We start from the raw sequence: 26,632 nt of genomic DNA, 5'->3' as shown, positions 1-26,632 counted from the left end.
GCTTCAGGTTCCACCATCACGACGTGGTGATGAAGACGTACACGGAGGCGGAACTGACGGCGCAGCCGATCGGCTACTGGACCGGGGCGGCGTACCGGGCGGTCGTCGGGCGGATCCGCGCGGAGCTGGCGGTGGAACAGCTCACCCAGCCGCACTGGTGGATCTTGAACCATGTGGCCGGCGCGCCGGGCACCTGGGAGCGCAACGGCCTGACCGGCCGGCTGCAGCGTTTCGACGACCAGGAGACGGATTTCGCGGCCGTCTTCGACGACCTGGCGGAGCGTGGCTGGGTGCTGCGGGCGGCGGACGGGTCGCTGACGCTGAGCGAGGCGGGGGAGCAGGGTCGGCTGCGGGCCCGGGCGCGCACCATGCGGGCCCACGAGGAGATGCACCAGGGCATAACCCCACGGGAGTACGCGGCCACGCTCACGGTCCTGCGCCGGGTGATCGACAACCTGGGCGGGGACAGCGATCTGCCGTCGTAGGTGCGGAGGCGGCCCCGCATGCACGCGGCATGCCGGGGCCACCTCCGGCGGGAACGACCAGAGACTCAGCCGCCGCTGACCGGATGGAACGGCTTCGGCAGCGAGCGCGGCACCGCCGAACGTGCGGTCGCCGACGTCGGCACGGCCGGCAGGTTGTCCATCATGGTCCGGCCGATCTTGGCGTGGGCCTGCACCGCCGGGTGGGTCGCGCCGTAGTTCTCCGGGTCGCCCAGGCCCTCGGCGAACATCGCGTACGTCAGCAGCGGCACCCCGTCCGCGCTGAACATGATGCCGGCCTCGTGCCGGGACTCGCCCAGGTCGTTGAAGTCGGCGCCGTACTTCGTCGCGACGCGCTCCCGCTCCTTGGAGGACATCACCCGGCGGACGCCGTCGTGGTAGCCGTTGAGCCAGCGGGTGATGCTCAGCAGGAAGTCGCACGATTCCGGCTTCAGCAACGTCTTGGTCGCCAGGCGCCACAGCAGGTCGTGCATCTCCCGCGGCGTGGTCGTGCCCAGGAAGAAGCGGTTCGGGTTGGCCACCGGCTCGACCCGGGTGTGCACGAAGCCCTTCGCCGCGAGGATCTCGTTGATCTCCAGCGCCGGCACCACCCGCCCGCACATGCGGACCGCCGTGTTGTCCGAGACCAGCAGCATCGCGGTCAGGAAATTGGCCACCGTGATCTCGTCGCCCCACACCCGGTGCAGGTGGTAGATGCCGGAGCCGCCGAGGATGATGTCGGCCTGCAGGTCCAGCTTGGTGCCCAGGGTCAGCTGACCCCGGTCGATCTTGTCCATGACGGCGGTGGCCACGGCCAGCTTCTGCACGCTGTAGCCGTACGTCACGTGGTCGGCGTCGTCCTCGACGATTCCCTTGATCGCGCCGGTGCTGTCCACGGCCGCGATGTGGGTGTGCCAGAGGCCGCCGGCCTTGGCCTTCTCCTTCTCGTACACCTTCTTGATGCTCGCCGGGCCGGCCGCCGCGGCCTGGGCGGGGGTGCTCACGCCGACACCCGCGACTGCTGCCGCGGCGCCGAGACCGAGTGCCGAACGGCGGGACATGCTGGTTGACATCGTTCTCCCTCAATGGACGGACGGTGGACCACGCGGCAACGTACACCACGCCCGCTCATGCCCGGAGGTACCGCAGCACGGCCAGCACCCGCCGGTGATCGGTGCGCGCCTGGGGCAGGTCGAGCTTGGTGAAGATGGCGGTGACGTGCTTCTCGACGCTGCGTTCGGCCAGGTGCAGGGCCTCGGCGATGGCCACGTTGGAGCGTCCCTCGGCGAGCAGCCCGAGAAGCTCCCGCTCCCGGTCACTGAGCCGGGCCAGACCCGCATCGACCGCCGGCGCGGCGAGCAACTGCCGGACGACCTCGGGGTCCAGGGCGGTGCCGCCGTCCGCGACGCGCCGCAACGCCCCGACGAACTCGTCGGTGCTGACGATCCGGTCCTTGAGCAGATACCCGACCCGCCCGGCGTTCTCGGAGAGCAACTGCCGCGCATAACCGGTCTCGACCCACTGCGAGAAGACCAGAACCCCGACCCCGGGGTACGCGGACCGGATCGTCAACGCCGCCCGCAGGCCCTCATCGGTGTACGTGGGCGGCATCCGCACATCGACGACGACGGCATCCGGCGGATCGGCGGCGACGGCCGCGAGCAGGGCGCCGGCGTCGGGAACGGCGGCGACGACCTCGACGTCATGCTCGCCGAGCAGTAGGGCGATCCCGTCCCGCAGCAGCGGGTTGTCCTCGGCGATGACCACGCGCACCGTCAGTCTCCGATCTCGGGAAGGATCATCGTCACGATTGTGGGGCCGCCCGGGGGCGAGTCCACGGTCAGCGAGCCGTCGAGGGCGGCGGCCCGACGGGCCAGCCCGGCCAGTCCTGTCCCGGAGGCAGCGGGCCGCCGGGAATGGCCGCGGTCGGTGGCGGACCGGGCGCTGCCGGGGGCGATGACCGCCGCGCCGCCGTGGCCGTTGTCGGTCACCGTCAGGCGTAGGCAGCGGTTCTCCGTGCGGAGGTCGATGCGGACCCGGGACGCGTCCCCGTGGCGGGCGACGTTGGTGAGCAGCTCGGCCACCGCGAAGTACAGGGCCGATGCCGTCGCGTCCGGTGGGCGGCCGGGCAGTGACACGGTGACCTCGGCCGGCACCGCGCTGCGGGCGGCCAGGGTGGTCAGGGCCACCTCGAGGCCGTCGTCCAGCGCCGGTGGGTGCATGCCGCGGACGATGTCGCGGAGCTCCGCCAGCGCTTCCGTGACCGTGCCGCGGGCGTCCGCCGCGAGCTTGCGGACCGGCTCGTCGGTGCTGCGGTTCTCGATCCGGGACAGGGTCAGGCCCAGGGCGACGAGGCGGGCCTGCGTCCCGTCGTGCAGGTCGCGCTCGACGCGGCGCAGGAGGGCCGCCGCATCCGATTGCAGGGCCGCGCGGCCGGCCTCGAGCTCCGCGATGCGGCGCTGGGCCTGGCTGGGGTGCAGCAGGGCCCGCACCAGGAACCGGTCGAGCAGCACGACCAGCCGCAGCCACCAGGGCGTCGCCAGCAGAACCGCCAGACCCTGCCAGGCGATGACCCAGGTGTGCGACCAGGTGTCGGTGTCGAACGCGCGCCCGTCCGCGGGGACCAGGAACCACCACAGCGGATAGGTGATGCCGACCGGCGCGGCCACCACCGCGAACAGACCCGGGTACGCCCCCACGACCGCCAGCGGCCACCGGGCCAGGCAATAGGCCAGCGCCCGCCAGGCGGTCGGGTCGCTGGGCAATGCCCGGACCCGTCCCCACCACGTGCGGGCGGGCAGCGGCGGTGGGTCGGCCCAGTGCCAGCCGAGCAGCTTCCGGGCCGGGCCGCGGAAGTAGCGGGGGGTGAGGCGGGCGAGGGCGAGCACCCCGACCAGCAGCGGCAGCCCGACGGTCAGCGCCGACGCCACAGTGGTGACCGCGCCGACGACAGCCAGCACGAAGGCCGGCAGTCCGATGAACACCCCGGAGACGAGGTAGGCCAGCTCCCGCCAGGTGCGGGCGGTCAGCCAGGCCCGCAGCACGATCACCCGACCACCCCGGTCCCCGCCCACCGCCGGGCCGGCGGCACGGTCGTGAGAGCCGGCGCCACGGTCATGAGACCACCTCGATCGCGGGCCGGCGCATCGCCAGGGCCGCCGGCAGCGCGGTGCCCGCCAGGACCAGGGCGGCTGTGGCCAGCACCCCGGTGATCAGCCAGCTGACCGGCACCCACGGCGTCCAGGTGCCCAGGGCCGTGTGCAGCAGCGGCAGCGTCGTGATCGCGGCCACCGCCGCCCCCACCACCAGTGCTGTTGTGGTCACCAGCAGAGCCTCGCAGACCACGACCATCAGGGCGCGTCTGCGGGTTGCTCCGGCGAGTTGGGTCACCGCCAGGTCGCGGCGGCGGGACAGGATCACCGTGACCAGGGTGTTGACCGCCGCCACCGCGGCGAAGGCGACGTAGACCGAGGTGCCGGAATACTCCAGCCAGCGGTCCGCGGCCGCCGGTGCCGTTCCGGTCGTGTGTTCCGTGGTCTTCAGGATGACGACTTTGACGGCGGTGAAGGCGATCGCCAGCGTGAGCGGCACCAGGGCGCTGGACAGGGCTCTCGCTCGGACCGCGATGGTGTCGCCGGCCAGGCGGCCGGTGTCGCCGAGCAGCCTTCCGGCGATGGCCGCGACCCGGAGCAGGGCCGGTCCCAGCAGGCCGGCGCCCACGCAGAGGGCCAGCATCACCAGCAGGCCCAGGGCGTCGGTGGTTTCCGCGTCCAGGTCGGCGATCGCGATCGACAGCCCGGTGCCGCCGGTCACCAGGATCAGCCCGGCCGTCGTGCGCACGCGGCCGATGCGCCGGCGGGGGGCCGCCGTCTCGGCCAGGGCCGCGGCGGGTCGCATCCGGGACGGGCGGATCGCCGCGATCAGGGCGCCGGCCAGCGACGTGCCCACCGTGACGGCCAGGGCGATCGGCAGGGCCGCCGGGTGGGGGTGGAAGGTCACCGTGGCCGGGGCCAGGTCGTGGGTGACCACGCCGCTGATCCATGCGCGGCCGCCGAGGCTGCCCAGGGGCACCCCGAGCAGGGTGGCCGGCACGGCGACGATCGCCGCCTGGGCCGCCACCGAACGGCGGACCCGGCCGGGGGTGGCGCCGATCGCGCGGACCAGGGCGATGTCGCGGGCCTGCTGGGCGATCGTCGCCGCCATCGTCACGCCGACGATGATGATCGACAGGTAGATCGCGATCATCACGAAGATGATCGCGATGTCGGCGAGGCCGCTGTCGGTGAGAGCCCGCCGGGCGGCGGGGTCCAGTGGAGCCCGGTCGAACGAGGTGGTGATGCCGAGGCCGGCCGCCACCAGGGCCGCGGCCAGCAGCTGGGTGGAGAACGGCCCGAGGAACGACCACGGGTTGCTGCGGAGTGCCTGCCGGGTCATGCCGCGACCGCCGTGGAGACCGCGCGGAGCCGGTCGGCGATCGCCGGGGCGTCCGGGGTGGCCGCGTCCGTGGCCACGGTGCCCGCGCGGAGCAGCACCAGCCGGTCGCTCCAGGCCGCCGCGACCGGGTCGTGGGTGACCATCAGCACGGTCACGCCCTGCTCGTCGACTGCGCGGCGCAGCAGGCCGAGGATCTGGCCGCCGGTCGTCGGGTCGAGCGCCCCCGTGGGCTCGTCCGCGAAGATGACCGAAGGGCCGGTGACCAGGGCCCGGGCGATCGCCACGCGCTGGCGCTGACCGCCGGAGAGCTCGCCCACCGGGCGGGCACCGGTGCCGGCCAGCCCCACCGCCGCCAACACCTCGTCGATGCCGCGGCGGCGCGGGCCGCCGAGCCGGCCGGGCAGGGCCAGATTCTGCCGCACCGTGAGCTCGGACAGCAGGTTGTAGGACTGGAAGACGAATCCGACCCGGTCGCGCCGCCAGCGGGTCAGGGGTCGCTCCCGCAGCCGGCTGATCTCACGGCCGGCCAGCCGGACCGAGCCCGCGGTGGGCCGGTCGAGCCCGGCGGCGCAGTGCAGCAGCGTGCTCTTTCCCGATCCGGTCGCGCCCATCACCGCGACGAACTCGCCGGCCCCCACGGACAGGCTCACCTGCCGCAGGGCCACGATGCCGCGCGGGAAGGCGCGGGCGACGTCCTTCAGTTCCAAAACTGATTCCATGCCGTCCAGCCTGGCCGCCGGGAGCGCACCGGACATCAGGGCTGGCTCCCGTCCCGGGGTGCGGTTAACCGCACCCCGCACCCGCACGCGGTCAGGGCAGGAACTGCTGCTCGATCTTCGTCACCTCGCCCTGCTTGACCGTGAACCAGAACAGGGTGCCCTTGAGCAGGTTGCCGAAGTGCTGCTCCACCTCCGACACCGCGATGGTCTCCTCGGTCCCCGGGCCCGTCGCCCCGACGACCTCGACCTTGACGGCCTGGGACAGCGGGAGCTTCCGCAGCTTCTTGTTGTCGTTGATGATGAAGTAGTCGTTGTCCGGCGAGTCCTGCTCGGAGTCGGGGTACTTCTTCTGCCACGCGGCCGCGGCGGCATTCCCGGTGAGGAACTCCACGAGGTCCATGGACACGGTCTCGCCGGCCACCTTGGCGATGAAGCCGGGCCAGCGGCCGTCGGCCAGCAGGACGGCCGGCTTCGTGGAGGTCACCGTCGCGACGGGGGTGACGGTCGGGTCCGGCGCCGGGCCGTCACCGAACTGGGCGGTGGACCCCGGCGCGGCGGCCGGCGGGGCGGCGGACTTGTCGCCGGCCGACTGCCCGGAGCAGGCGGCGGCGAGGGTGAGCACGGAGACCGCGAGGCCGGTGGCGGCGAGCAGTCTGGGCAGGCGTGACGGCATGAGCCGAAGATCCCACACCCGCGCCACTCAGTAGCTGTTCAGGGCCGCCTCGACACCCGGTTCCCGCGGGCCGAGAAAGACCGGATCACGACCGGAGAGTACGTCGCCGAGCGCCTTGACCACCGCACCGCGCTCGCGGACCACACTGTTGCGCCACGGCTCGCGGTAGATCCGGACGGTGTCGTCGCCCACCCCGGTCGCGTCGACGCCCAGCCGGCGGCACAGGGCCACCGCGCGGTCGATGTGATAGCTCTGGGTCACCACCACGGCCTGGGAGACGCCGAACACCTCGCGGGCCCGGGCGCACGAGTCGTACGTGTCGAAGCCCGCGTGGTCCAGCACGATCCGCTGGCTCGGCACGCCCCGGTCGACCAGCCACTGGAACATCGCCCCGGGCTCGTTGTAACCCCAGTCCATGTGGTCGCCGGAGACCAGGATCGCGCGCACCTTGCCGGCGGCGAGCAGTTGCCGGGCGATCTCCAGCCGCGCCGCCAGGAACGGCGAGGGGTTGCCGTCGGGATACACCTCGGCGCCCAGCACCAGTGCCACCGGCGCTGCGGGCACTGTTGCCACGGTGTAGACGTGGTCGTGGGCTGCGGCGCGCACCCAGAGGTCGCCGGCCGCCATGGTGAGGACCGCTGCCGCCACGCTGAGCGCACCCGCCACGACGCCGCGCCGGAACCAGATCCTGATCATGCCCGTGACGATGCCAGCACGCGTCAAGCGCGGCGGACCGGGCATCATGGCCGGTGATGATCGCCTTGGACCGTATCTCCGCCGACGACGATCCGCTGCTGCTGTGGACGGCTCAGGACATGCGTACCGGTGCCCGCGCCTGGGCTCTCGGTGACGCCGCCGCCGTCGCCTGCCGGGACGTCTCCCGCCGCGACCGGCTGGCCCTGCGCGGCAGCCCCGGCGACGTCGCCGAGCTGGTGCGGCGCATCCGGGCGCAGGTCACCGGCTTCAACCCGGTCGCGGACGCGGCGCTGATCGACGCCCTCACCGAACGGGTCGAGGGCCTGCACCTGGTGGCCCGCTTCGGCTGGATGGACACGACCACGCCGGCGCCCGCGCCGGTCCGGATCTCCGGCGAGCCGCGCTGGCTCACCGACGCCGAGATCCCCGAGGTCACGGCGCTGCTGGAGGCCGAGCACCCCGGATCGTGGGCCAGACCCGGCGAATCCGGGGTGCGGCGCTGGGCCGGTCTGCGTGACGCCACCGGGCACCTGCAGGCGGTGGCGGCCGACGCCTGGTCCGTACCGGAGATCGGTTTTGTCGCCGGGGTGGCGACCCGGGCCGGGACCCGCGGGCAGGGCCTCGGCACGACGCTCTGCGCCTTTGTCACCGACGAGCTGATCAAGGGCCGCAGCCGGGTGGCGTTGCTGGTCGACGGCGACAACGTCGCGGCCATCCGGACCTACGAGAAGCTCGGCTACCGGATGCGGCCGATCGCGGCCGCCCGGCTCACCGCGCCGTGAGGCCCGGCGCTCACGACACCTCGTCGCGCCAGCTGTGCTCGGGCTCGTAGCCCAGGACCCGGCGGGCCTTGTCGATCGAGAGCAGCGTCTCGTGCTCCCCGAGCTCTTTCTTCACCGGTACGCCGGGAAAGACCTCCGCCGCCAGCGAAGCACTCGACCGGCTCATCACGGTGTCGGCGTTGGCGATGACGAAAACCTCCACGCCGGGCGTCGCGTACGCCAGCGCCTTGCGCACCGCCTGGGCCCCGTCGCGGGCGTCGATGTAGCCCCACAGGTTCCAGCTGCGGCTGCGCGGGTCGGCGTCGAACGACGGGAACTCCGCGTAGTCCTCCGGGTCCATGACGTTGGAGAAGCGCAGCCCGACCATCTTCAGCTCGGGGTTCCACCGGCAGAACTGTGCGGCCATCGTCTCCTCGAGGTGCTTGACCAGCGAGTACGTCGACTCCGGGCGGGCCGGATAGTCCTCGTCGACCGGGATGTACGGCGGCGGGGTGCGGAACGGCAGCCCGAGCACGGTCTCGCTGGACGCCCACACGACGTTGGTGATCCCGGCCAGCCGGGCCGCCGAGAAGACGTTGTAGGTGGCCGTGATGTTGTTCTGGAACGTCGCCGCGTTCGGGATGAGGCCGGGCGCCGGGATCGCCGCCAGGTGCACCACCGCGTCGATCTTGTCGTAGCGGTCGTCGATGGCGGTGAGCGCCTCGACGGTCTGCCCGTAGTCGGTCAGGTCGATCTTCGTGGCCGGGCGCGGGGCCGCGACGTCGAGGTTGACCACCTCGTTGCCGTGTGCGGCCAGGTCGGCCAGCACCGCCCGTCCCAGCTTGCCGCTTCCGCCGGTCACCGCTATGCGGGTCATGTCATTCCTCTCGCCAGCCTGCTCCCGATCATCTTGCCCCCGGGACGGGGAACCAACCGGGTGCGCGGTCAGCGTGGCGGGGCCGTGCTGCCGCGCGTGGTCAGGTGGGCGGCGCTGCCCTCGGCGCTGTCGACCTTCTCGCCGTCGATCACCTTGAGCAGCTGCCGGGCCGCCTGGGCGCCGTACCCGGGGATGTCCCGGCTCAGGGTGGTCAGCGCCGGGTGCACCAGGCTGCACAGCAGCGAGTCGTCCCAGGCCACGATGGACAGGTCGGCGGGCACGGACAGGCCCATCTCCTGGGCCGCGGCCAGGCCGGCGACCGCCATCACGTCGTTGTCGTAGATGATCGCGGTGGGCCGGTCGGCGCGGATCAGCAGGCGCCGGGTGGCCCGGCCGCCCTCCTCACCGGTGTAGTCGGCCTGCGCGGTGACCGCGTCCGGCAGGCCGAGCGCCGCGCAGGCCTCGACGAACGCGCGGGTCCGCTCGTGGGTGTGCCGCAGGCTGGTGAGCCCGCTCACCCGGGCGATCCGGCGATGGCCCAGCGCGGCGAGGTAGCGCACCGCCTCGGTCATCGAGCCGGTGTCGTCGGACCACAGCTGCGGGATCGTGCCGGTGTCGGCCGGGCCGCCCAGCATCACGGCCGGCAGCTCGAGCTCCTGCAGCACCGGGATGCGGATGTCGTCCTCGCGCAGGTCGGTGAGGATCACGCCGTCGATGCGCCGCTCACCCCACCAGCGCCGGTAGACCTCGACCTCCTCCTCGGGGGTGGAGACCACCTGTAGGGTCAGGGCGTACGAACGGGCCGCCAGCTCCTGCTCGAAGCCGCTGATCAGGCCCATGAACCACGGCTCGACGCCGAGGATCTTGGCCGGCCGGCACGGGGCCAGGCCGACGGCGTTGGCGCTCGCCCGGGACAGCGCCCGGGCCGCGTTGCTGGGGCTGAATCCGATGTCCCGGGCGACGGCGAGGATGCGCTCGCGGGTGCTGTCCGAGACTCCTGGCTGGCCGTTGAGCGCGTACGACACCGCGCCTTTCGAGACGCCGGCGTGCCGCGCGACATCGGCGATCGTAGGCCGCTTCACTCACTCTCCCGGGGTCACCGTCAGCTTACCGGCGCGGGTGGTGCGGCGGGAGCGGCCACCGCCGCCCGGAGCAGGTCGTGCAGCTTCGCGGCGCGGGCGGGGTGGCGGTGCGCCATCCAGGCGACGCGGCCGGCGAGGTGGGCGGCGAAATCCGGATGCCCCTCCCGGTTCGCGGCGGCCAGCCCGTGCCGGCCGGCGTTGTGCAGGACCGCCCGCAGCCGGTCGTAGTCCTCGCGGGCCACGGCCGGACGCGTGTTGACCACCAGGCCGGCCAGCCGCTGACGGTCGCCCTGCCGGCGTACCCGGGTCTTGTCCGGATGCGTCGAGAACCCCTCCTCGGCCACGACCGTGCGCACGTACGCGATCAGGTCGCGGACCCGGCGGTCGCCCAGCGTGCCGGAGAAGGCCAGGTCGTCCGCGTAGCGGGAGTAGTGCAGGCCGAAGCGGCCGGCCAGCCCGGTCAGCCGCCGGTCCAGCCGGAACGCGCACAGGTTGGCCAGCGCGGGGGAGGTCGGCGCGCCCTGGGGCAGGTGCGGCCGGCGCAGCAACGCCGCCCGCGTCGCGTCCGGGGCGCCCCGCAGCACGTGCGCGGGCGTCCGGGTGGTGGTCAGCGCGGTCAGCGTGTGCGCCACCGGCTCGGGATAGCCGGCCTGGCGGAACACCGCGTACACCCGGGCGGCCGTGATGCTGGAGAAGAACGCCCGCAGATCCAGGCTGACCAGCACCTCCTGCCCGGCGTGCGAGGCGGCGAAGGTGTGCACGCCGCGGCCGGGCACGAAGCCGTGGGCCCGCTCGTGGACCGGCATCCCGCCGAGGATCTCGGCGAGCAGCCGCCGTTGCAGATCGCGCAGCATCGGCTTGGGCGCCTCGATCAGCCGGTGCGGCAGCCAGGTGTAGCGGTAGTGGCGCAGCCGTTCGTCGCGGGCGTACCGGTTGATCTCCCGCCGGTCGGCGAACCAGTCCATCATGTCGCCGTCGAGGCCCAGGAAGCTGGCCAGGGCGCCGAGGTCGTCGATCCGGGGGGTCGGCCAGCGCATCCGGGTGGTCCGGGCCGGCTCGACCAGCCGGTGCCGCACGACCGTGCGGTGCGCGCCCAGGCGCCCGCTCGCGGCGAGGAATCCGGCCAGCTCGCGCGGGCGGTCGGCCGGGGCTTGCCGGTACGCCCGGAGCACGGCGTCCACCGCCGGACGCACCCAGCGCGCCCGCCGTCCGAACACCACCCAGGCCGCCCGGAGCATCGTCACCCGCCGCCACGACGTGGTCAGCAGAGCGTCGGCCAGCGCCGTCGCGTCCCGCCGGAGAGTGGTGGTGGCAGCGTGCCCCGACGATGCCCGGTCGTGCCTGCGCCTAGCTGCGCGAAGCGCAGAGACGCGCCGGCGATGCGCTGCGGTGGTCAATCCTGCGCCCTCGGGGTTACCCCGAAGAAACCCTCGACGCGCCGCGGGCGGCGCGCGACGGTCAGCTCGGGACACGCTGCCATCACGGCAGCATAGAACCCCGGTGCCAGGCCGTCAGCCGATGCGGAAGCGGGCGCTGAGCAGGCTCTCCGGGCGCGAGCTGGGCCCCACCAGCAGGTCGAAGTCGCCGGGCTCGACAACCCGGCGGGCGTCCGCGGTGACCAGCGAGCAGTCGGCCGCGGCCAGCTCGAGGCCGACCGTGACGCTCTCGCCCGCCGGCACCAGGACCTGCCGGTACGCCTTCAGCTCCCGCGCCGCCCAGGTGACACTGGTGACGAGGTCGCTGATGTACGCCTGCACTGTCTCCAGCGCCGGCCGGGTGCCCGAGTTGGTGAGCCGGACACTCGCCCGGACCGTGCCGTCGGCGCTCACCTGGGGCTGGGCGATCGTCAGGTCCGCGTACTCGACGGTGGTGTAGCTCATGCCCTCGCCGAAGGCGAACAGCGGGTCCTGGGTCAGGTCCGCGTAGCGGGTGCCGTGCTGCCCGCGGATCTGGTTGTAGTAGACCGGCTGCTGGCCGACGTGCCGGGCCGCCGACAGCGGCATCCGCCCGGTCGGCTCGACCAGCCCGAACAGCAGCTCGGCCAGCGCCCGGCCGCCGCGCATGCCCGGGTTGAAGGCCTGCACGATCGCGGCCGAGGCCAGCGCGGACGGCGGCAGCGCGGCCGGCTTGGAGTTCAGCAGCACCAGCACCACCGGGGTGTCGAGCTCGGCGAGCGCGTCCAGCAGCGCGATCTGCCCGCCCTGCAGCTCCAGCGTCGCGGTGGACTTGCTCTCGCCGGTCAGCGCGACGGTGTCGCCGACCACCACGACCGCGTAGTCGGCGGCGCGCGCGGCGGCCACCGCCTCGGCGATGAGCGCGGGGTCGGCGGTGGCGGGCTCGGAGATCGGCGGCCGCGGCTGCCCGTCCGGGTACGTCGCACCGGCCGGGTCCGGCACCAGCCGCTCGATCTCGGCCCCGAGCGCGGTGGTGATCGTCCAGCCGGCCGGGGCGACCCGGCGGAAGCCGTCGAGCACGGTCTCGATCAGCTCGCGGGGCTGGCCGTCGGGCATCCAGTCGACCTGCCCGGAGGCGCCGGCCCAGTCGCCCAGTTGCGACTGCGGGGCGTCCGCGTTGGGGCCGATGACCGCGACGGTCCGCGCGCCGGTGGCCCCCGAGGCCCGCCCGTCCGCGTCGGCGACCAGGCCACCGGCCAGCGGCAGCGTGCCGTCGTTGCGCAGCAGCACCAGCGAGCGGCGGGCGATCTCGAGGTTGAGCGCGGCGTGGTCGCGGTGCCCGATCACGGCCGCCTGCCGGGCCGCGTCGGGGGCCCGCGGGTTCTCGAAGAGACCGAACTCGAACTTCAGCCGCAGGATCCGCCGGACCGCCGCGTCGATCTCGTCCTCGCTGATCCGGCCCTGCTCGACGGCGGTCTGCGCGCCCTCGAAGAAGCCCGGGGTGGTCATCACCAGGTCGTTGCCGGCCCGGACGGCCTGCGCGGCGGCGTCGACGAGGTCGGCGCAGACCTTCTGCTCCCAGACCATCCGGCCGACGTTGTCCCAGTCGGTGACCAGCGTGCCGGTGAAGCCCCACTCCTGCTTGAGCACGTCGTTGAGCAACCACCGGTTGAGCGTGATGGGCACGCCGTCCATCGACTGGTAGCCGAGCATGAAGGTGGCGCAGCCCTCGCGGGCCACCCGCTCGAACGGCGGCAGGAACCACGACCGCAGCTTGCGCGGGCTCAGGTCGGCCTCGCTGGCGTCGCGCCCGCCCTGGGTCTCGGAATAGCCCGCGAAGTGCTTGGCCGAGGCCAGCACGGCGGTCGGGTCGGTCAGGCCGTCGCCCTGGTAGCCGCGGACCATCGCGGCGCCGAGCTCACCGATCAGGAACGGGTCCTCGCCGAAGGTCTCGTCCACCCGGCCCCAGCGCAGGTCCCGGGTGATGCACAGCACGGGGGAGAAGGTCCAGTGGATGCCGGTCGCCGAGACCTCGATCGCGGTGGTCCGGGCCACCCGCTCGACCAGGTCGGCGTCCCAGCTGGCGGCCATGGCGAGCTGGGTCGGGAAGACCGTGGCGCCGGGCCAGAAGCCGTGGCCGTGGATGCAGTCCTCGGCGGTGATCAGCGGGATGCCGAGCCGGGTGCCGGCGGCGAGGTCGATCGCCTCCAGCATGCGTTGCGGGGAGGCGTGCAGGATCGAGCCGGCGAGCCGGGTGCTGACCGCGTCCTTGAGATCGCCCCGCGCGTCGAGCTGCAGCATCTGGCCGACCTTCTCGGCCAGGGTCATCCGGCCGAGCAGATCCTCGACCCGCTGCCCGACGGGGAGCGAGGGATCACGGTACGGGTCCGCAGCGGCCACGAGGTTTCCTCCGAAACGCAACACATCGGTAAGCGTCCGGAAGTGTCGCACAGCCCGGAACCGGTACCGGCGACCCCAGGGGTCGTATCTTCGGTCAATCCGTACCGGAAACGGGCGCTACCTCTGGTGAACCCGTGCGTACGGTCAGGCGTCGTTGTCGCTGCTGTCCACGCTCGGGACCTCGATCCCGGCCGCGTCGATGGCGTCCAGGCGGGCCCCGGCGGCCTCCTTCTCGCGCTGGGCGAGGTTCGCGTACTCGGCCTGCACGGACGGGTCGTCGAGGTCCTCGACGCGGTCGAAGAAGCGCTGGGTGGTGCGGACGGCCTCGGCGTACGCCAGGGCGGTCTCCCGGATGCGGGCGAGTTCCTTGTCAGCCATGGCTGCAGTCATACCCGCCCGCGTCGCCGCCCGTCCACCGGCGCTTCAGTACGCGGGGCAGATCCGCTTGCGCACGACCTCGAGGATCCGGGCGGCCGTGGCCTCGCCGAAGCCGTCCGGGTGGTCCGGCGCGGTGAAGCGCTGGTCGGTCAGCGCCACCAGCTTGGCCTGATCGTCCGGCCACTGCTGGACGCCGGCGCACTGGTTCAGGCCGCGGTCGACGAGCCGGCGGATGTCGCCGTCGCCGACGATGGCCGGGTCGATGCGCCGCAGGTCGGCGACGTAGGCCTCGGCGGTCGCCCGGTCCGGCGGCGGCAGCATTCCGGGCGGGGGCGGACCGCCGGGCGGCGGCCCACCCGGCGGCGGGCCACCGGGTGGAGGACCACCGGGCGGTGGCGAGCCGCCGGGTGGCGGCCCTCCCGGTGCACCGGCAGGCTGGGCGGAGCCGCAGCCGGCGAGCGCGGCCAGGACCGCACCGACGGCCAGGACCTGACGTATGCGCACAGTGGACCTCACCGGGGCACGATAGCGGCCGGCCCGGCTCGCCCGCCGGACCGCACGTCCGGTCCTGGAGGCCCGCCGCGGGCATCGAGGTCCTGTCGATGGTGCCGTACCTCGCGGCCATCGGCCTGCTGACGGCGGCGGACGTGGGCTCGCCCGTACGAGTGGCGCTGCTCACCGGGTAGGTCGTCGTGACGGTGCTGCCCGCGCTGCTGCTGCTCGGGGTGCGTCAAGCGTTCAGCAGTCGGATCGAGACGCCGTTGCGGCTGGTCAGTGCATGAATGTCCCCGCGCCTGGACGGGGCGCTGGGCCGGCTGCTGGCGATCATCGGCGTGCTGCTCGTCCGCGACGCCGCGCTCCGGCCGCACCTGATCGGGTGAGAGCGCCACCATTCGAGGTTGCTTCCTGGCTCTGCGCGTTGATACCGTCCTCTGCATAGTCATGCGGAGGTAAGTATGGGAATCAGGGTCGCTGTCGCCGGGGCGAGTGGGTACGCCGGGGGCGAGCTGCTGCGCCTGATCGCCGGGCACCCCGAGTTCGACCTCGTCGCCGCCACGGCACACAGTCAGGCGGGAACGCCCGTGGCCGCCGTACACCCGCAGCTCGCGGGCCTGGATCTGGTCCTCGGCGCGACCGACGCGGAGACCCTGGCCGACGCTGATCTGGTCTTCCTGGCCCTGCCCCACGGGCAGTCGGCGGCGCTGGCCGCCCAGCTGCCCGCCGGGGTCAGGATCGTCGATCTGGGCGCCGACTTCCGGCTGCACGACGCCGGCGCCTGGGGCCGCTACTACGGCGGCACGCACGCCGGCACCTGGACCTACGGCCTGCCGGAGCTGCCCGGGCACCGGGCCGCCATCGCCGCCAGCGAGCGGGTGGCCAACACCGGCTGCTACGCGGCCACCATCGCCCTCGCGCTGGCCCCGCTGATCGCCGCCGGGGCCGCCGATCCCGCCGACGTCGTGGTGGTCGCCTCCTCCGGCACGTCCGGGGCCGGCCGGTCCGCCAAGGTCAACCTGCTGGCCAGTGAGGTGATGGGTGACCTGTCGCCCTACAAGGTGGGCGCGCACCAGCACGTCCCCGAGATCAAGCAGGCCACCGGCGCGACCTCGCTGTCGATGACCCCGGTGCTGGCGCCGATGCCGCGTGGCATCCTCGCCACGGTCACGGCCCGGCCGCTCGGTGACGCCGACCCGCGGGCCGTGCTCCAGGCCGCCTATGCCGACGAGCCGTTCGTGCACGTCCTGCCGGCCGGCACCTGGCCGCACACCGCGGCCACGGCCGGCTCCAACTCCTGCCACCTGCAGGCCACTCTCGACGTCGACTCCGGGCGGATCGTCGTCGTCAGTGCTCTGGACAATCTCGGCAAGGGCGCCGCGGGCCAGGCCGTGCAGTGCGCCAACCTCATGCTCGGCCTGCCGGAGACCGCGGGCCTGACGGTATTCGGAGTCGCTCCGTGACGATCACCACCCCCAAGGGGTTCCGGGCCAGCGGCGTCGCCGCGGGGCTGAAGACCGGCGGCGGTCCCGACGTGGCGCTCGTCGTCAACGACGGGCCCGACGCCACCGTGGCCGGTGTCTTCACCGCCAACCGGGTCAAGGCCGCGCCCGTGATGTGGAGCCAGCAGGTGCTCAAGGGCGGTGTCGTCCGGGCCGTCGTGCTCAACTCCGGCGGCGCCAACGCCTGCACCGGCACGCAGGGCTTCCGGGACACCCACGCCACCGCCGAGCACACCGCCGCCGTGCTGCGCGGCGGGCCGAAACCGCTGCTGGTCGGGGCCGGGGACATCGCGGTGTGCTCGACCGGCCTGATCGGCGAGCTGCTGCCGATGGACAAGCTGCTGCCCGGCGTGACCGCCGCGGTCAAGGCGCTGAAGCCGGACGGCGGCCCGGCCGCCGCGAGCGCCATCATGACCACGGACACCGTGGCCAAGAACGCGGTCGCGCACGGGGAGGGCTGGTCGGTCGGCGGCATCGCCAAGGGCGCCGGCATGCTCGCCCCCGCCCTGGCCACCATGCTGGTCGTGCTCACCACCGACGCGGTCGCCGGCTCCGAGGCGCTGGACACCGCGCTGCGCGAGGCGACCCGGCTGACCTTCGACCGGATCGACGCCGACGGCTGCATGTCCACCAACGACACCGTGCTGCTGCTGGCCAGCGGCGCCTCCGACGTCCAGCCGACCCAGGAGGAGCTGACCGCCGCGGTCACCACCGTCTGCGACGACCTGGCCCGGCAGCTGATCGACGACGCCGAGGGCGCCACCAAGCACATCGCCATCGACGTGCAGGGCGCGGCCAGCGAGGCCGACGCGGTCGAGGTCGGCCGTACGGTCGCCCGCAACAACCTGGTCAAGACCGCACTGTTCGGCAACGACCCGAACTGGGGCCGGATCCTGGCCGCGGTCGGCACCACGGCCGCGGCGTTCGCGCCGGACCGCATCGACGTCGCCGTCAACGGCGTGTGGGTGTGCCGGGGCGGGGCCGCCGCCGAGGACCGGTCCAAGGTGGACCTGAGCGGGCGGGACGTGACCATCACCGTGCACCTGCACGAGGGTGAGATGAGCGCGACGATCCGCACCACCGACCTGTCGCATGCGTACGTCCACGAGAACTCGGCGTACAGCTCGTGAACGCCTCCGACAAGGCCGCCATCCTGATCGAGGCCCTGCCCTGGCTGGAACGGTTCCACGGCACCACCGTCGTCATCAAGTACGGCGGCAACGCGATGATCGACCCCGAGCTGCAGCGGGCCTTCGCCGCCGACATGGTCTTCCTGCGGTACGCCGGAATCAAGCCGGTCGTGGTGCACGGCGGCGGCCCGCAGATCTCCTCGATGCTCGGCAAGCTCGGCATCGAGAGCGAGTTCCGTGGCGGCCTGCGGGTCACCACCCCCGAGGCGATGGACGTCGTGCGGATGGTGCTGGTCGGCCAGGTCGGCCGTGAGCTGGTCGGCCTGATCAACGAGCACGGCCCGTTCGCCGTCGGTCTGTCCGGTGAGGACGCCCGGCTGTTCACCGCCGTGCGCCGGCACGCGGTGGTCGACGGTGAGCCGGTCGACATCGGCCAGGTCGGTGACGTCGCGCAGGTCGACACCTCGGCCGTGGACGACCTGATCGCCGCCGGGCGCATCCCGGTCGTCGCCACCGTCGCGCCCGACGCCGACGGCCTGGTGCACAACGTCAACGCCGACACCGCCGCGGCCGCCCTGGCCGTCGCGCTCGGCGCCCGCAAGCTGGTCGTGCTCACCGACGTGCCCGGCCTCTACACCAACTGGCCCGACACCTCCTCGCTCACCTCGCAGATCGACACCGACGCCCTGGAGAAGCTGCTGCCCAGCCTCCAGTCCGGCATGGTGCCGAAGATGGAGGCGTGCCTGCGGGCGGTGCAGGGCGGCGTCCCCGCGGCGCACGTGGTCGACGGCCGCGTGCCGCACTCGACGCTGCTCGAAGTGTTCACTTCGGAAGGATTCGGCACGATGGTCGTGAGCGCAGCGAAGCAACAGGAGAGTCCGGCATGACCTCATTGTCGGACCGGTGGTCGCAGAGCATGATGAACAACTACGGAACGCCGTCGCTGGGTCTGATCAGCGGCTCCGGCGCCGTCGTGGTCGGCGAGGACGGCAAGGAGTACGTCGACCTGCTCGGCGGCATCGCGGTGAACGCCCTGGGTCACGCCCACCCGGCCATCGTCGCCGCGGTCTCCCAGCAGGTCGCCACCCTGGGCCACGTCTCCAACCTCTACATCGCCGAGCCGCCGCTGGCCCTGGCCGAGCTGCTGCTGGCCCTGGCCGGGCGCCCCGGCCGGGTCATCTTCAGCAACTCGGGCGCGGAGGCCAACGAGGCCGCGTTCAAGCTGTCCCGGCTCACCGGCCGCACCCACGTGGTCGCCACCGAGGGCGGCTTCCACGGCCGCACGATGGGGGCGCTCGCCCTGACCGGCCAGCCCGGCAAGCGGGAGCCGTTCCGGCCGCTGCCGGGAGAGGTCACCCACGTCCCGTACGGGGATGCCGAAGCCCTCCGCGCGGCCGTCACGACGCAGACCGCCATGCTCATCCTCGAGCCGATCCAGGGTGAGATGGGCGTGGTCGTGCCGCCGCCCGGTTACCTGGCCGCGGCCCGGGAGATCTGCACCGCCACCGGCACCCTGCTGGTGCTCGATGAGGTGCAGACCGGCATCGGGCGCACCGGGCACTGGTTCCACCACCAGAGCGAGGGCGTCGAGCCCGACGTCGTGACGCTGGCCAAGGGGCTCGGCGGCGGCCTGCCGCTGGGCGCCTGCATCGCCTTCGGCAAAGCCGGGGAGCTGTTCGGGCCCGGCTCGCACGGCACCACCTTCGGTGGCAACCCGGTCAGCTGCGCGGCCGGCCTGGCCGTCATCCGGACCATCGCCGGTGAGGGCCTGCTCGATCACGTCAAGCGGGTCGGCGAGCTGATCCGGCGGGGCGTCGAGGGTCTGCACAGCCCGGCGATCGCCGGGGTCCGGGGCGCCGGGCTGCTGCTCGGCATCGAGCTCACCGCGCCGACGTCCGCCGCGCTGGCGAAGTCCCTGCAGGAGGCCGGCTTCCTGGTCAACCCGATCCAGCCCGACGTGATCCGGCTCGCCCCGCCGCTGATCCTGACCACCGAGCAGGCCGAGGCGTTCGTCGCGGCGCTGGGGGAGGCTCTGTCGTGACCGCCTGCACCGAGCGTCGCTTGCCGGCGCTGGTCGACCGCCGTACCCGCGAGGGCCAGAAGGGCACGACAAAGGGAGCTCAGCCATGACGAGGCACTTCCTGCGGGACGACGATCTGTCGCCCGCCGAGCAGAGCGCGGTGCTCGACCTGGCCGCCGCGATGAAGGCCGACCGGTTCGCGTACCGGCCGCTGGAGGGGCCGCGGTCGGTCGCCGTCTTCTTCGACAAGGTCAGCCTGCGCACCCGGCTGTCGTTCGAGACCGGCATCCCCGAGCTGGGCGGCAACGCCATCGTGGTGGACACCCAGGCCACCCACTTCGGCCGCGGCGAGTCGCTGCTGGACGCGGGCCGGGTCGTCTCCCGGTACGTGTCCGCGATCGTGTTCCGCACCTCCGGCGACGAGCGGCTGGCCGAGCTGGCCTCCGATGTGCACGTGCCGGTGGTCAACGCGCTCACCGACGGCTTCCACCCCTGCCAGCTGCTGGCCGACCTGCAGACGATCCGCGAGCGGCTGGGCGCCACGGCCGGGCGCACGCTGACCTACGTGGGCGACGCCGCCAACAACATGGCCCACTCGTACCTGCTGGCCGGCGCGACCGCGGGCCTGCACGTACGGGTCGCCGGTCCCGAGGGCTTCGACCCGGACCCGGCCGTGGTGGCCCGGGCGGCGGAGATCGCGGCCGGCACCGGCGGTTCCGTCGCCGTGCTGCGGGACCCGCGCGAAGCGGCCACCGGCGCGCACGTGCTGGCCACCGACGCGTGGACGTCGATGGGCATGGAGCACGACGGGATCGACCGGCACACGCCGTTCCGGCCGTACCAGATCAACAAGGACCTGCTGGCCGCGGCCGCGCCCGACGCGATCGTGCTGCACTGCCTGCCGGCGCACCGCGGCGAGGAGATCACCGACGAGGTGATGGACGGCGCGCAGAGCGCGGTCTTCGACCAGGCTGAGAACCGCCTGCACGCCCAGAAGGCCCTGCTCACCTGGCTTCTGGACCAGCAATGACCGGGCCGGGCACGCGGGCTGCGCGGCACGCGCGGATCGTTGATCTGGTGCGGGACAAGGCCGTGCGGTCGCAGACCGAGCTGGCCGACCTGCTGGCCGTCGACGGCGTCCAGGTCACCCAGGCGACGCTGTCGCGCGACCTGGAGGAGCTGCGGGCGGTCAAGGTCGGCGGGGTCTACGTCATCCCCGAGGACGGGCTGCCCGCCCTGCGCCCGGTCGAGCAGGCTCCGGCCCGGCTGATCCGGCTGCTGCGCGAACTGCTCAACTCGGTCGACGTCAGCGGCAACCTGGTGGTGCTGCGGGTGCCGCCGGGGGCGGCGCAGTTCCTGGCCAGCGCCCTGGACCGCTCGGGCTTGCCCGACGTCGTCGGCACCATCGCCGGCGACGACACCATCCTCGTGGTGGCCCGCGACTCCGGCGACGGGCCGGGCGCCGCGCTCGCCGAGAAGCTCACGGCCTGGAGCCGTGCCGACCCCGAAGGGAGCCAACCATGACCGCCGTCGAGGCACACTTCCCCGGCTTCGCCGACAACATGCAGAAGCTCCTGAACCACGGGCTGGAGTTCTATCTGGCGTCCAACGAGTCGCTGCGGCCGTTCCTCAACGAGGCCCCGTACGGCCACAAGCTGAGCTGGCTCGACTTCACCGACACCACCGAGGACAAGGGCTGGGACACCGGTGCGTTCCTCAACCTGTTCAACGTGATGAACGGCATCGCGTTCGGCGACCGGGGCATCCCGATGCCGCAGTGGGTGATGGTCGACCTGATCCTGATGCCCTCGGCCGCGGTCATCGCCGCGCTGCCGCAGTCGTCGTTCACCGAGGTGCTGGAGACCAGCGCCTTCGACGAGGACGCCAAGCGCCACATGCGGGCGGTGTTCGACAAGGCCAAACAGAGCGACTACAACGGCCCGATCCCGATCGCCGGCTACTGCGCCGCGCCCAGTGCGGCCCCGGGCACCTGGGTGGGCTGGTCGCTGTGGTCGCTGTGGACCAGCGTCGGGCTGGGCAAGGCGCTCAAGGCGCTGGCGCTGTCGGCGTACCAGGCGCAGAAGCTCGACGGTGTCACCCAGTACGACAACAGCGCCCTGCGGGTGCACACCCGTTTCGGCCGGCTGCGCATCATGGTGGCGACCGTGCCGTTCCACACCTCGCCCGGCTCGTTCGTCTACGAGAACGACTTCACCGTGCCGGTCACCGGGCCCGAGCCGGAGCCGACGTTCCTGCTCGACCCGTTCGACTACGAGCGGCAGCGGGCCATGCAGAAGGCCATCGAGGCCCGCGAGTGCACGTACTACGTGCTCGCCCCCGGCCACCTCGTCCAGGAGGGCCGGACGTACGTGCCCATCCTCGAGATCCCCGCGTCCTGATAAGCCTGTGCCCTGATTAAGGAAGTCCTGATGTCCAAGCGCAAGATCGTCCTCGCCTTCTCCGGTGGTCTCGACACCTCGTACGCCCTGGTGTCCCTGCGCGAGCAGGGCTGGGAGGTGCTCACCGCCAACATCGACACCGGCGGCCTGCACAGCGGCGAGGGCGACGTCGTCCGGGCCCGGGCGGAGGAGCTGGGCTCGGCGCGGCACTTCGTCATCGACGCCCGCGAGGAGCTGTACGCGCGCGTGGTCACGTACGCGATCAAGGCGAACTACCTGCGCAACGGCGGCTACCCGTCCTGCGTCGGCGCGGAGCGGCTGGTCCAGGCCGAGAAGGTCGTGCAGTGCGCGCTGGACAACGGGGCCGACGCGATCGCCCACGGCTCCACCGGCGCCGGCGCCGACCACGTGCGTTACGACTCGGTGATCCGCGCACTGGCCCCGCAGCTGGAGATCATCACCCCGATCCGCGACGAGCGGCTGACCCGCGAGTTCGAGCGGGACTTCCTGCGGCAGCACGGCTTCGAGACCAGCGACAAGGTCACCACGTACTCGATCAACGAGGGTCTGATCGGCACCTCGATCGGCGGCAAGGAGACCTACGGCTCGTGGGACTACCTGCCCGAGGAGGCCTGGGAGAGCACCAAGTCCATCAAGGACGCTCCTGAGGACGGCATCGAGCTGATCCTGGCCTTCGACAAGGGCGAGGTCACCTCGGCGACCACGCTCGACGGCACCCCGATCGAGGGCACCGGCCCGGACGCGCCGAACTACGCGATCCTGCGCTCGCTGAACACGCTGGCCGCCGAGCACGGCGTCGGCCGGGGCATCCACATGGGCTCGACCATGGTCGGCAACCTGGCCCGGGTCGGCTTCGAGGCCCCCGGCATGCTCACCCTGATCGCGGCGCACCGGGAGCTGGAACGCCTCACCCTGAGCAACCGGCAGCAGGCCACCAAGCTCCAGCTCGGCAACACGTACGGCGACCTGCTGCACGAGGCCGTCTACTACGACCCGATCCTGGACGACTTCCGGGCGTTCCTCGACTCCAGCCAGACCCGGGTCACCGGCGAGGTGCGGATCCGGCTGCAGAAGGGCAACGTGATCCCGCTGGGCAGCCGCAGCCCGTACAGCCTGCTGGACGCGGCCACCCGGCAGGGCGTGGTCTACGGCTACGGCTCGTCGCTGTGGAGCGGCGAGCAGGCCCGCGCCTTCGCCCACATGTACGCCATCCCCGGCGCCATCCAGAAAAACGCCGGCCCTCAAGACAAATGACCATCCCGCGGCGTAACCCCGGGCGCAGTGCCCGCCGAGCGGAGCGAGGCCATTCAGCAGAGCCAAGCGGCCAGGACCCGCTCGCATTCGCGGATCTCCGCGACCGGCACGTACTCCTCGTCGGTGTGGGCCAGCAGCGGGTCGCCCGGGGCGTAGTTGACCGCCGGAATGCCGAGTTCGGCGAAGCGGGCCACGTCCGTCCAGCCGAACTTCGGCGCCGGCTCCTTGCCCACCACGGCCAGGAACTCGGCGGCCGCGGGCTGGTCCAGGCCGGGGCGCGCGCCCGGGGCCTGGTCGCGGATCTCCAGCTCGTAGCCGGCGAAGACCTCCTGCAGGTACGCGTAGGCCTCGGCGATGCTGCGGTCCGGGGCGAACCGGTGGTTGATGTCGATGACGCACTCGTCGGGCAGGACGTTGCCGGCGATGCCGCCCTGGATGTTCACCGCGTTGAGGCCCTCGTGGTACTGCAGGCCGTCGACGAACGGGCGTCGCGGCTCGTAGGCGTTGAGGATGGCCAGCACCGGGGCGGCGGCGTGGATCGCGTTGACCCCGCGCCAGGCCCGGGCGGTGTGCGCGGCCTTGCCCCGCAGGGTGATCCGCACCCGCATGGTGCCCTGGCAGCCGCCCTCGACCCCGCTGTTGGAGGGCTCGCCCAGGATGGCGAAGTCACCGGCCAGCCAGTCGGGGTGGTTGCGCACGAGCCGGCCGAGCCCGTTGCGGACCGAGGCGACCTCCTCGTTGTCGTAGCAGACGAAGGTGAGGTCGTGCCGCGGCTCGGTGACGGTCGCGGCGATGCGCAGCTGGGTGGCCAGGCCGGCCTTCATGTCACAGGTGCCGCGCCCGTGCAGGAGCTGGGCGTCGCCCTCGCCGGTGGTCCAGGTGGGAAGATTGTCCTTGATCGGTACGGTGTCCAGGTGCCCGGCGAGCACGATCCGCTTGTCCCGGCCCAGGTTCGTGCGCGCCACCAGGGCGTCGCCGTCGCGCAGCACCTCGAGGTGGCCCAGTTTGCGCAGGGAGGCCTCCACGGCGTCGGCGAGGGGGCCCTCGTCGCCGCTGACCGAGGGGATGTCGCAGAGCGCGCGGGTCAATGAGACAACATCATCGTGCAGGTCGAGCGTCATGGGACGGACCCTATCGTGGGTCACCCGAACCGAATTGAAGGAGTGAGCGCGTGCCGGAGACCGAAGGTCCGACCAGGCTGTGGGGTGGCCGTTTCGCCGGCGGACCGGCGGAGGCCCTGGCCCGGCTGAGCGTGAGCGTGCATTTCGACTGGCGCCTGGCCCCGTACGACATCGCGGCCTCGCGGGCCCACGCCCGCGTCCTGGCCGGCGCGGGCCTGCTCGACGCGGACGAGCTCGGCCGGATGCTGGCCGCGCTGGACGATCTGGAGTCGGCGTGCGCGGCGGGGGAGTTCCGCCCGACCGTCGAGGACGAGGACGTGCACACCGCGCTGGAACGCGGCCTGCTGGAACGCCTCGGCACCCTGGGCGGCAAGCTGCGGGCCGGCCGGTCCCGCAACGATCAGGTCGCCACCGACCTGCGGATGTACCTGCGCGACCACGCCCGCGGGGTGGCCGCCGCGGTGGTCGAGCTGGCCGACGCGCTGCTGGAGCAGGCCGGCCGGCACCTCGACACGCCCGCGCCGGGCATGACCCACCTGCAGCACGCCCAGCCGGTGAGCTTCGGGCACTGGCTGCTGGCCCACGTCCAGCCGCTGCTGCGCGACCTGGACCGGCTGCGCGACTGGGACGACCGGACGGCCATCTCGCCGCTGGGCTCGGGCGCGCTGGCCGGCTCGTCGCTGCCGCTGGACCCGGGCGCGGTGGCCAAGGAGCTGGGCTTCAAGGCCCCGGCGCAGAACTCGATGGACGCGGTGTCGGACCGCGACTTCGTGGCCGAGTTCCTCTTCATCACCGGCCTGATCGGCGTGCACCTGTCCCGCCTCGGCGAGGAGGTGGTCCTCTGGACCTCGCAGGAGTTCGGCTGGGTGATCCTCGACGACGCGTTCGCCACCGGCTCGTCGATCATGCCGCAGAAGAAGAACGCGGACATCGCGGAGCTGGCCCGCGGCAAGGCGGGCCGGCTCATCGGCGGCCTGGTCGCGGTGCTGACCATGCTCAAGGGCCTGCCGCTGACCTACGACCGCGACATGCAGGAGGACAAGGAACCGGCGTTCGACGCGATCGACACGCTCCAGCTGCTGCTCCCCGCGCTGGCCGGAATGATCTCGACGATGACGGTCCGGGTGGACCGCCTCGCCGCGGCCGCCCCGATCGGCTTCTCCCTGGCCACCGAGGTGGCGGACTGGCTGGTCCGCAAGCACGTCCCGTTCCGCGACGCCCACGAGATCACCGGCCGCCTGGTGGCGCTGTGCGCGGCCCGCGAATGCGAGCTGGAGGACGTCTCGGACGAGGACCTGAAGACGGTCAGCGAGCACCTCGACCCGTCGGTGCGCGAGGTGCTCAGCGTCCGCTCGGCCCTGGCGGCCCGGACGACGGCGGGCTCGACGGGCCCGGGCCCGGTCTCCGACCAGCTCCAGACGGCCTCCGACAAACTGGACGGCTGGCGGGAATGGTCCATCGAGAGTGTGGTGCCGCGGTAGTTCTTTTTCCGGTACGCGCGGCGGCTTCCTCAACCGCAACACCGTCGCACGCCACCACGACGCGGCTGGGTGAGGCTCCAGCCCGGCGGGCGACCGCCGGGCTGAAGCACACCCGGGCCGTCCCCGTTACGGTGGCCGGGTGCGCAGAGACCGGTTCGCTCACGGCCTCGGCCAGTGGCATCAACGGTGGGCCCACGCGGACAGCGCCGTCGGTAGTTTCACCGGGGCGGTCCTGTGGCCGGTGGTGATCGCCGCAGTCATCCTGACCATCGGCATCGTGGCCGACGAGCGTTCCGTCTACGAGTAGCGAAGCTCAGCGGGCGCTCACACTCTCCTGGTGCTCGTCCGCTGCCGGCTCCTGCCGGCTGGGCCCGGTGGGGGCCGGCCGGTGCATCCGGCGCCAGATCGCCAGACCGACGGCTACGAGGATCGCGGTGGCGGTGATCGCTCCGACCGCCATGGTCGGCACGTCCAGCAGCTTCAGCGCGCTCGCCAGCAGCACGATCACCAGCGCCGCCCGGACGATGCCGCCCGGCGCCCGCGACGAGATCCGCGCGCCCAGCAGGACGCCCGGGATCGAGCCGATCAGCACCGCGCCCGCGATGTCCAGCTGCAGGTCGCCGAAGAGGGCGTGGCCCACCGCCGCCGAGATCACCAGCGGGATGGCCTGGATCAGGTCGGTGCCGACCAGGTCGTTGGCGCGCAGTTTCGGGTACAGCGCCAGCAGGGCCACGATGATCAGGGAGCCGGAGCCCACCGAGGTCAGGCCCACGATCAGCCCGCCGCCCACGCCGACCAGCAGAGTCGGGATCGGGCGTACCGTGATCGGCTCGGCCGGGCCGTCGCCGCGCTGGTGGCGGGTCACCCAGGCCTTGAGCAGCATGCCGGCCGCGGCCAGCAGCAGCGCGCCGCCGAGGGCGATCTTGATCGTGTGCTGCACGGTCGCGTCGTCGCCGAGCAGGCGCAGCAGCAGGACCCCGAGGAAGGCGCTGGGGACACTGCCGGCGCAGAGCCAGCGGACGAGGCGCCAGTTCACGGTGCCGCGGCGGGCGTGCACCCAGCCGCCGAACGGCTTCATCACCGCGCTGGCCGCCAGGTCGCTGGAGACCGCGGCGACCGGCGGGACACCGAAGACCAGGACCAGGACGGGGGTCATCAGGGCGCCGCCGCCCATGCCGGTGAGTCCGACCACGATGCCGACGCCGAGTCCGGCGAACGCCAGGGTGAGATCCATCGGTCGAGTCTCGGCGAGAATCCCTGCCTTGTCTACTAACTCGGTCGACTATATCAACTATTGGAACGCCGATCGGGTG

The 26,632-nt window shown here is 72.8% G+C and carries 27 protein-coding genes; 12 read left to right on the top strand and 15 right to left on the bottom strand.

The genetic code is table 11. The annotated features are described in order from the left end of the window. The first annotated feature begins 23 nt into the window (after positions 1–23). A complete protein-coding gene (locus tag ACWEOZ_RS13555) occupies positions 24–485 on the top strand; it encodes a MarR family winged helix-turn-helix transcriptional regulator (protein ID WP_451911016.1) in 462 nt (153 codons plus the stop codon). 65 nt (positions 486–550) lie between these two features. Here ACWEOZ_RS13555 and ACWEOZ_RS13550 read toward each other — a convergent pair whose 3' ends face one another. From ACWEOZ_RS13550 to ACWEOZ_RS13520, 7 genes are all read right to left on the bottom strand, one after another. Further along, positions 551–1,555 (bottom strand): serine hydrolase, encoded by a 1,005-nt coding sequence (locus ACWEOZ_RS13550; protein WP_451911015.1) that lies wholly within the window; start codon positions 1,553–1,555, stop codon positions 551–553. 55 nt (positions 1,556–1,610) lie between these two features. Further along, positions 1,611–2,255 (bottom strand): response regulator, encoded by a 645-nt coding sequence (locus ACWEOZ_RS13545; RefSeq protein ID WP_451911014.1) that lies wholly within the window; start codon positions 2,253–2,255, stop codon positions 1,611–1,613. Positions 2,256–2,257: 2 nt separating this feature from the next. After that, positions 2,258–3,532, bottom strand: a complete 1,275-nt coding sequence (locus tag ACWEOZ_RS13540) for a sensor histidine kinase (RefSeq protein ID WP_451911013.1) — start codon at positions 3,530–3,532, stop codon at positions 2,258–2,260. A 64-nt stretch (positions 3,533–3,596) separates the two neighbouring features. Then, positions 3,597–4,916, bottom strand: coding sequence for an FtsX-like permease family protein (locus ACWEOZ_RS13535; RefSeq protein WP_451911012.1), 1,320 nt, complete (start codon positions 4,914–4,916; stop codon positions 3,597–3,599). Continuing rightward, entirely contained in the window at positions 4,913–5,635 is a 723-nt protein-coding gene (locus ACWEOZ_RS13530) for an ABC transporter ATP-binding protein (protein WP_451911011.1), read from the bottom strand. Before ACWEOZ_RS13530 ends, ACWEOZ_RS13535 begins: the two co-directional genes overlap by 4 nt. A 91-nt stretch (positions 5,636–5,726) precedes the next feature. After that, positions 5,727–6,308 (bottom strand): hypothetical protein, encoded by a 582-nt coding sequence (locus ACWEOZ_RS13525; protein ID WP_451911010.1) that lies wholly within the window; start codon positions 6,306–6,308, stop codon positions 5,727–5,729. A gap of 27 nt (positions 6,309–6,335) precedes the next feature. Continuing rightward, positions 6,336–7,004 carry a SanA/YdcF family protein gene (locus ACWEOZ_RS13520; RefSeq protein ID WP_451911009.1) on the bottom strand — a complete coding sequence of 223 codons (669 nt, stop codon included), beginning with the start codon at positions 7,002–7,004 and terminating at the stop codon, positions 6,336–6,338. 56 nt (positions 7,005–7,060) lie between these two features. Here ACWEOZ_RS13520 and ACWEOZ_RS13515 point away from each other — a divergent pair, with 56 nt between their 5' ends. Continuing rightward, positions 7,061–7,786, top strand: a complete 726-nt coding sequence (locus ACWEOZ_RS13515) for a GNAT family N-acetyltransferase (protein ID WP_451911008.1) — start codon at positions 7,061–7,063, stop codon at positions 7,784–7,786. A 10-nt stretch (positions 7,787–7,796) separates the two neighbouring features. Here ACWEOZ_RS13515 and ACWEOZ_RS13510 read toward each other — a convergent pair whose 3' ends face one another. The 6 genes from ACWEOZ_RS13510 to ACWEOZ_RS13485 form a co-directional block, all read right to left on the bottom strand. After that, the gene (locus tag ACWEOZ_RS13510) at positions 7,797–8,642 is read right to left on the bottom strand and encodes an NAD-dependent epimerase/dehydratase family protein (RefSeq protein WP_451911007.1); all 846 of its coding nucleotides are present in this window, start codon (positions 8,640–8,642) and stop codon (positions 7,797–7,799) included. Positions 8,643–8,710: 68 nt separating this feature from the next. Continuing rightward, positions 8,711–9,724, bottom strand: a complete 1,014-nt coding sequence (locus tag ACWEOZ_RS13505) for a LacI family DNA-binding transcriptional regulator (RefSeq protein ID WP_451911006.1) — start codon at positions 9,722–9,724, stop codon at positions 8,711–8,713. Positions 9,725–9,744: 20 nt separating this feature from the next. Beyond that, complete coding sequence (locus tag ACWEOZ_RS13500) at positions 9,745–10,962, bottom strand: reverse transcriptase family protein (protein ID WP_451911132.1); 1,218 nt, start codon at positions 10,960–10,962, stop codon at positions 9,745–9,747. A gap of 273 nt (positions 10,963–11,235) precedes the next feature. After that, positions 11,236–13,518: an exo-beta-d-1,3/1,6-glucosidase gene (locus ACWEOZ_RS13495; RefSeq protein ID WP_451911005.1), complete on the bottom strand. Its 2,283-nt coding sequence runs from the start codon at positions 13,516–13,518 to the stop codon at positions 11,236–11,238. Between the two features lie 144 nt (positions 13,519–13,662). Then, positions 13,663–13,896 (bottom strand): hypothetical protein, encoded by a 234-nt coding sequence (locus tag ACWEOZ_RS13490; RefSeq protein ID WP_451911004.1) that lies wholly within the window; start codon positions 13,894–13,896, stop codon positions 13,663–13,665. A gap of 45 nt (positions 13,897–13,941) precedes the next feature. Next, positions 13,942–14,412 carry a hypothetical protein gene (locus tag ACWEOZ_RS13485; protein ID WP_451911003.1) on the bottom strand — a complete coding sequence of 157 codons (471 nt, stop codon included), beginning with the start codon at positions 14,410–14,412 and terminating at the stop codon, positions 13,942–13,944. A 440-nt stretch (positions 14,413–14,852) separates the two neighbouring features. On the opposite strand from ACWEOZ_RS13485, the gene argC reads away from it, so the two are divergent. The 8 genes from argC to ACWEOZ_RS13445 all read left to right on the top strand — a co-directional run bounded on the left by argC (position 14,853) and on the right by ACWEOZ_RS13445 (position 22,717). Next, positions 14,853–15,854: an N-acetyl-gamma-glutamyl-phosphate reductase gene (gene argC / locus ACWEOZ_RS13480; RefSeq protein WP_451911002.1), complete on the top strand. Its 1,002-nt coding sequence runs from the start codon at positions 14,853–14,855 to the stop codon at positions 15,852–15,854. Continuing rightward, positions 15,851–17,023, top strand: a complete 1,173-nt coding sequence (gene argJ, locus ACWEOZ_RS13475; protein WP_451911001.1) for a bifunctional glutamate N-acetyltransferase/amino-acid acetyltransferase ArgJ — start codon at positions 15,851–15,853, stop codon at positions 17,021–17,023. The genes argC and argJ overlap by 4 nt, the downstream gene beginning before the upstream one ends. After that, positions 17,020–17,910, top strand: coding sequence for an acetylglutamate kinase (gene argB, locus ACWEOZ_RS13470; protein WP_451911000.1), 891 nt, complete (start codon positions 17,020–17,022; stop codon positions 17,908–17,910). The genes argJ and argB overlap by 4 nt, the downstream gene beginning before the upstream one ends. Then, positions 17,907–19,064 carry an acetylornithine transaminase gene (locus tag ACWEOZ_RS13465; RefSeq protein WP_451910999.1) on the top strand — a complete coding sequence of 386 codons (1,158 nt, stop codon included), beginning with the start codon at positions 17,907–17,909 and terminating at the stop codon, positions 19,062–19,064. The genes argB and ACWEOZ_RS13465 overlap by 4 nt, the downstream gene beginning before the upstream one ends. Positions 19,065–19,149: 85 nt before the next feature. Next, on the top strand, positions 19,150–20,073 hold the full coding sequence (gene argF / locus ACWEOZ_RS13460; RefSeq protein WP_451910998.1) for an ornithine carbamoyltransferase: 924 nt from the start codon (positions 19,150–19,152) through the stop codon (positions 20,071–20,073). After that, positions 20,070–20,567 carry an arginine repressor gene (locus ACWEOZ_RS13455; RefSeq protein ID WP_451910997.1) on the top strand — a complete coding sequence of 166 codons (498 nt, stop codon included), beginning with the start codon at positions 20,070–20,072 and terminating at the stop codon, positions 20,565–20,567. Before argF ends, ACWEOZ_RS13455 begins: the two co-directional genes overlap by 4 nt. Then, positions 20,564–21,442, top strand: a complete 879-nt coding sequence (locus tag ACWEOZ_RS13450) for a hypothetical protein (RefSeq protein ID WP_451910996.1) — start codon at positions 20,564–20,566, stop codon at positions 21,440–21,442. The genes ACWEOZ_RS13455 and ACWEOZ_RS13450 overlap by 4 nt, the downstream gene beginning before the upstream one ends. 30 nt (positions 21,443–21,472) lie before the next feature. Further along, positions 21,473–22,717: an argininosuccinate synthase gene (locus tag ACWEOZ_RS13445; RefSeq protein WP_451910995.1), complete on the top strand. Its 1,245-nt coding sequence runs from the start codon at positions 21,473–21,475 to the stop codon at positions 22,715–22,717. A gap of 53 nt (positions 22,718–22,770) precedes the next feature. Here ACWEOZ_RS13445 and dapE read toward each other — a convergent pair whose 3' ends face one another. Further along, complete coding sequence (gene dapE, locus ACWEOZ_RS13440; RefSeq protein WP_451910994.1) at positions 22,771–23,838, bottom strand: succinyl-diaminopimelate desuccinylase; 1,068 nt, start codon at positions 23,836–23,838, stop codon at positions 22,771–22,773. 50 nt (positions 23,839–23,888) lie between these two features. Between dapE and argH the strand changes: the two genes are divergently transcribed. Next, positions 23,889–25,319, top strand: a complete 1,431-nt coding sequence (gene argH, locus ACWEOZ_RS13435; protein ID WP_451910993.1) for an argininosuccinate lyase — start codon at positions 23,889–23,891, stop codon at positions 25,317–25,319. Positions 25,320–25,458: 139 nt separating this feature from the next. Beyond that, entirely contained in the window at positions 25,459–25,626 is a 168-nt protein-coding gene (locus tag ACWEOZ_RS13430; protein WP_451910992.1) for a hypothetical protein, read from the top strand. Between the two features lie 6 nt (positions 25,627–25,632). On the opposite strand, the gene ACWEOZ_RS13425 is transcribed toward ACWEOZ_RS13430, so the two are convergent. Then, positions 25,633–26,553 (bottom strand): sulfite exporter TauE/SafE family protein, encoded by a 921-nt coding sequence (locus ACWEOZ_RS13425; protein ID WP_451910991.1) that lies wholly within the window; start codon positions 26,551–26,553, stop codon positions 25,633–25,635. Positions 26,554–26,632: the final 79 nt, after the last annotated feature.

Source organism: Actinoplanes sp. NPDC004185, assembly GCF_053603475.1.
Note: the sequence above shows the minus strand (reverse complement) of the source record. Positions and strands in the feature narration are given on the sequence as shown.

Bases quoted from the DNA above. Each gene is read 5' to 3' on its own strand.
- ACWEOZ_RS13425 (WP_451910991.1), bottom strand. From the start codon at position 26,553: ATGGATCTCACCCTGGCGTTCGCCGGACTCGGCGTCGGCATCGTGGTC.
- ACWEOZ_RS13445 (WP_451910995.1), top strand. From the start codon at position 21,473: ATGTCCAAGCGCAAGATCGTCCTCGCCTTCTCCGGTGGTCTCGACACC.
- ACWEOZ_RS13510 (WP_451911007.1), bottom strand. From the start codon at position 8,642: ATGACCCGCATAGCGGTGACCGGCGGAAGCGGCAAGCTGGGACGGGCG.
- ACWEOZ_RS13490 (WP_451911004.1), bottom strand. From the start codon at position 13,896: ATGGCTGACAAGGAACTCGCCCGCATCCGGGAGACCGCCCTGGCGTAC.
- ACWEOZ_RS13515 (WP_451911008.1), top strand. From the start codon at position 7,061: ATGATCGCCTTGGACCGTATCTCCGCCGACGACGATCCGCTGCTGCTG.
- ACWEOZ_RS13520 (WP_451911009.1), bottom strand. From the start codon at position 7,004: ATGATCAGGATCTGGTTCCGGCGCGGCGTCGTGGCGGGTGCGCTCAGC.
- argC (WP_451911002.1), top strand. From the start codon at position 14,853: ATGGGAATCAGGGTCGCTGTCGCCGGGGCGAGTGGGTACGCCGGGGGC.
- ACWEOZ_RS13455 (WP_451910997.1), top strand. From the start codon at position 20,070: ATGACCGGGCCGGGCACGCGGGCTGCGCGGCACGCGCGGATCGTTGAT.
- ACWEOZ_RS13550 (WP_451911015.1), bottom strand. From the start codon at position 1,555: ATGTCAACCAGCATGTCCCGCCGTTCGGCACTCGGTCTCGGCGCCGCG.
- argF (WP_451910998.1), top strand. From the start codon at position 19,150: ATGACGAGGCACTTCCTGCGGGACGACGATCTGTCGCCCGCCGAGCAG.
- dapE (WP_451910994.1), bottom strand. From the start codon at position 23,838: ATGACGCTCGACCTGCACGATGATGTTGTCTCATTGACCCGCGCGCTC.
- ACWEOZ_RS13465 (WP_451910999.1), top strand. From the start codon at position 17,907: ATGACCTCATTGTCGGACCGGTGGTCGCAGAGCATGATGAACAACTAC.
- ACWEOZ_RS13450 (WP_451910996.1), top strand. From the start codon at position 20,564: ATGACCGCCGTCGAGGCACACTTCCCCGGCTTCGCCGACAACATGCAG.
- ACWEOZ_RS13535 (WP_451911012.1), bottom strand. From the start codon at position 4,916: ATGACCCGGCAGGCACTCCGCAGCAACCCGTGGTCGTTCCTCGGGCCG.
- ACWEOZ_RS13500 (WP_451911132.1), bottom strand. From the start codon at position 10,962: ATGCTCCGGGCGGCCTGGGTGGTGTTCGGACGGCGGGCGCGCTGGGTG.
- ACWEOZ_RS13525 (WP_451911010.1), bottom strand. From the start codon at position 6,308: ATGCCGTCACGCCTGCCCAGACTGCTCGCCGCCACCGGCCTCGCGGTC.
- ACWEOZ_RS13530 (WP_451911011.1), bottom strand. From the start codon at position 5,635: ATGGAATCAGTTTTGGAACTGAAGGACGTCGCCCGCGCCTTCCCGCGC.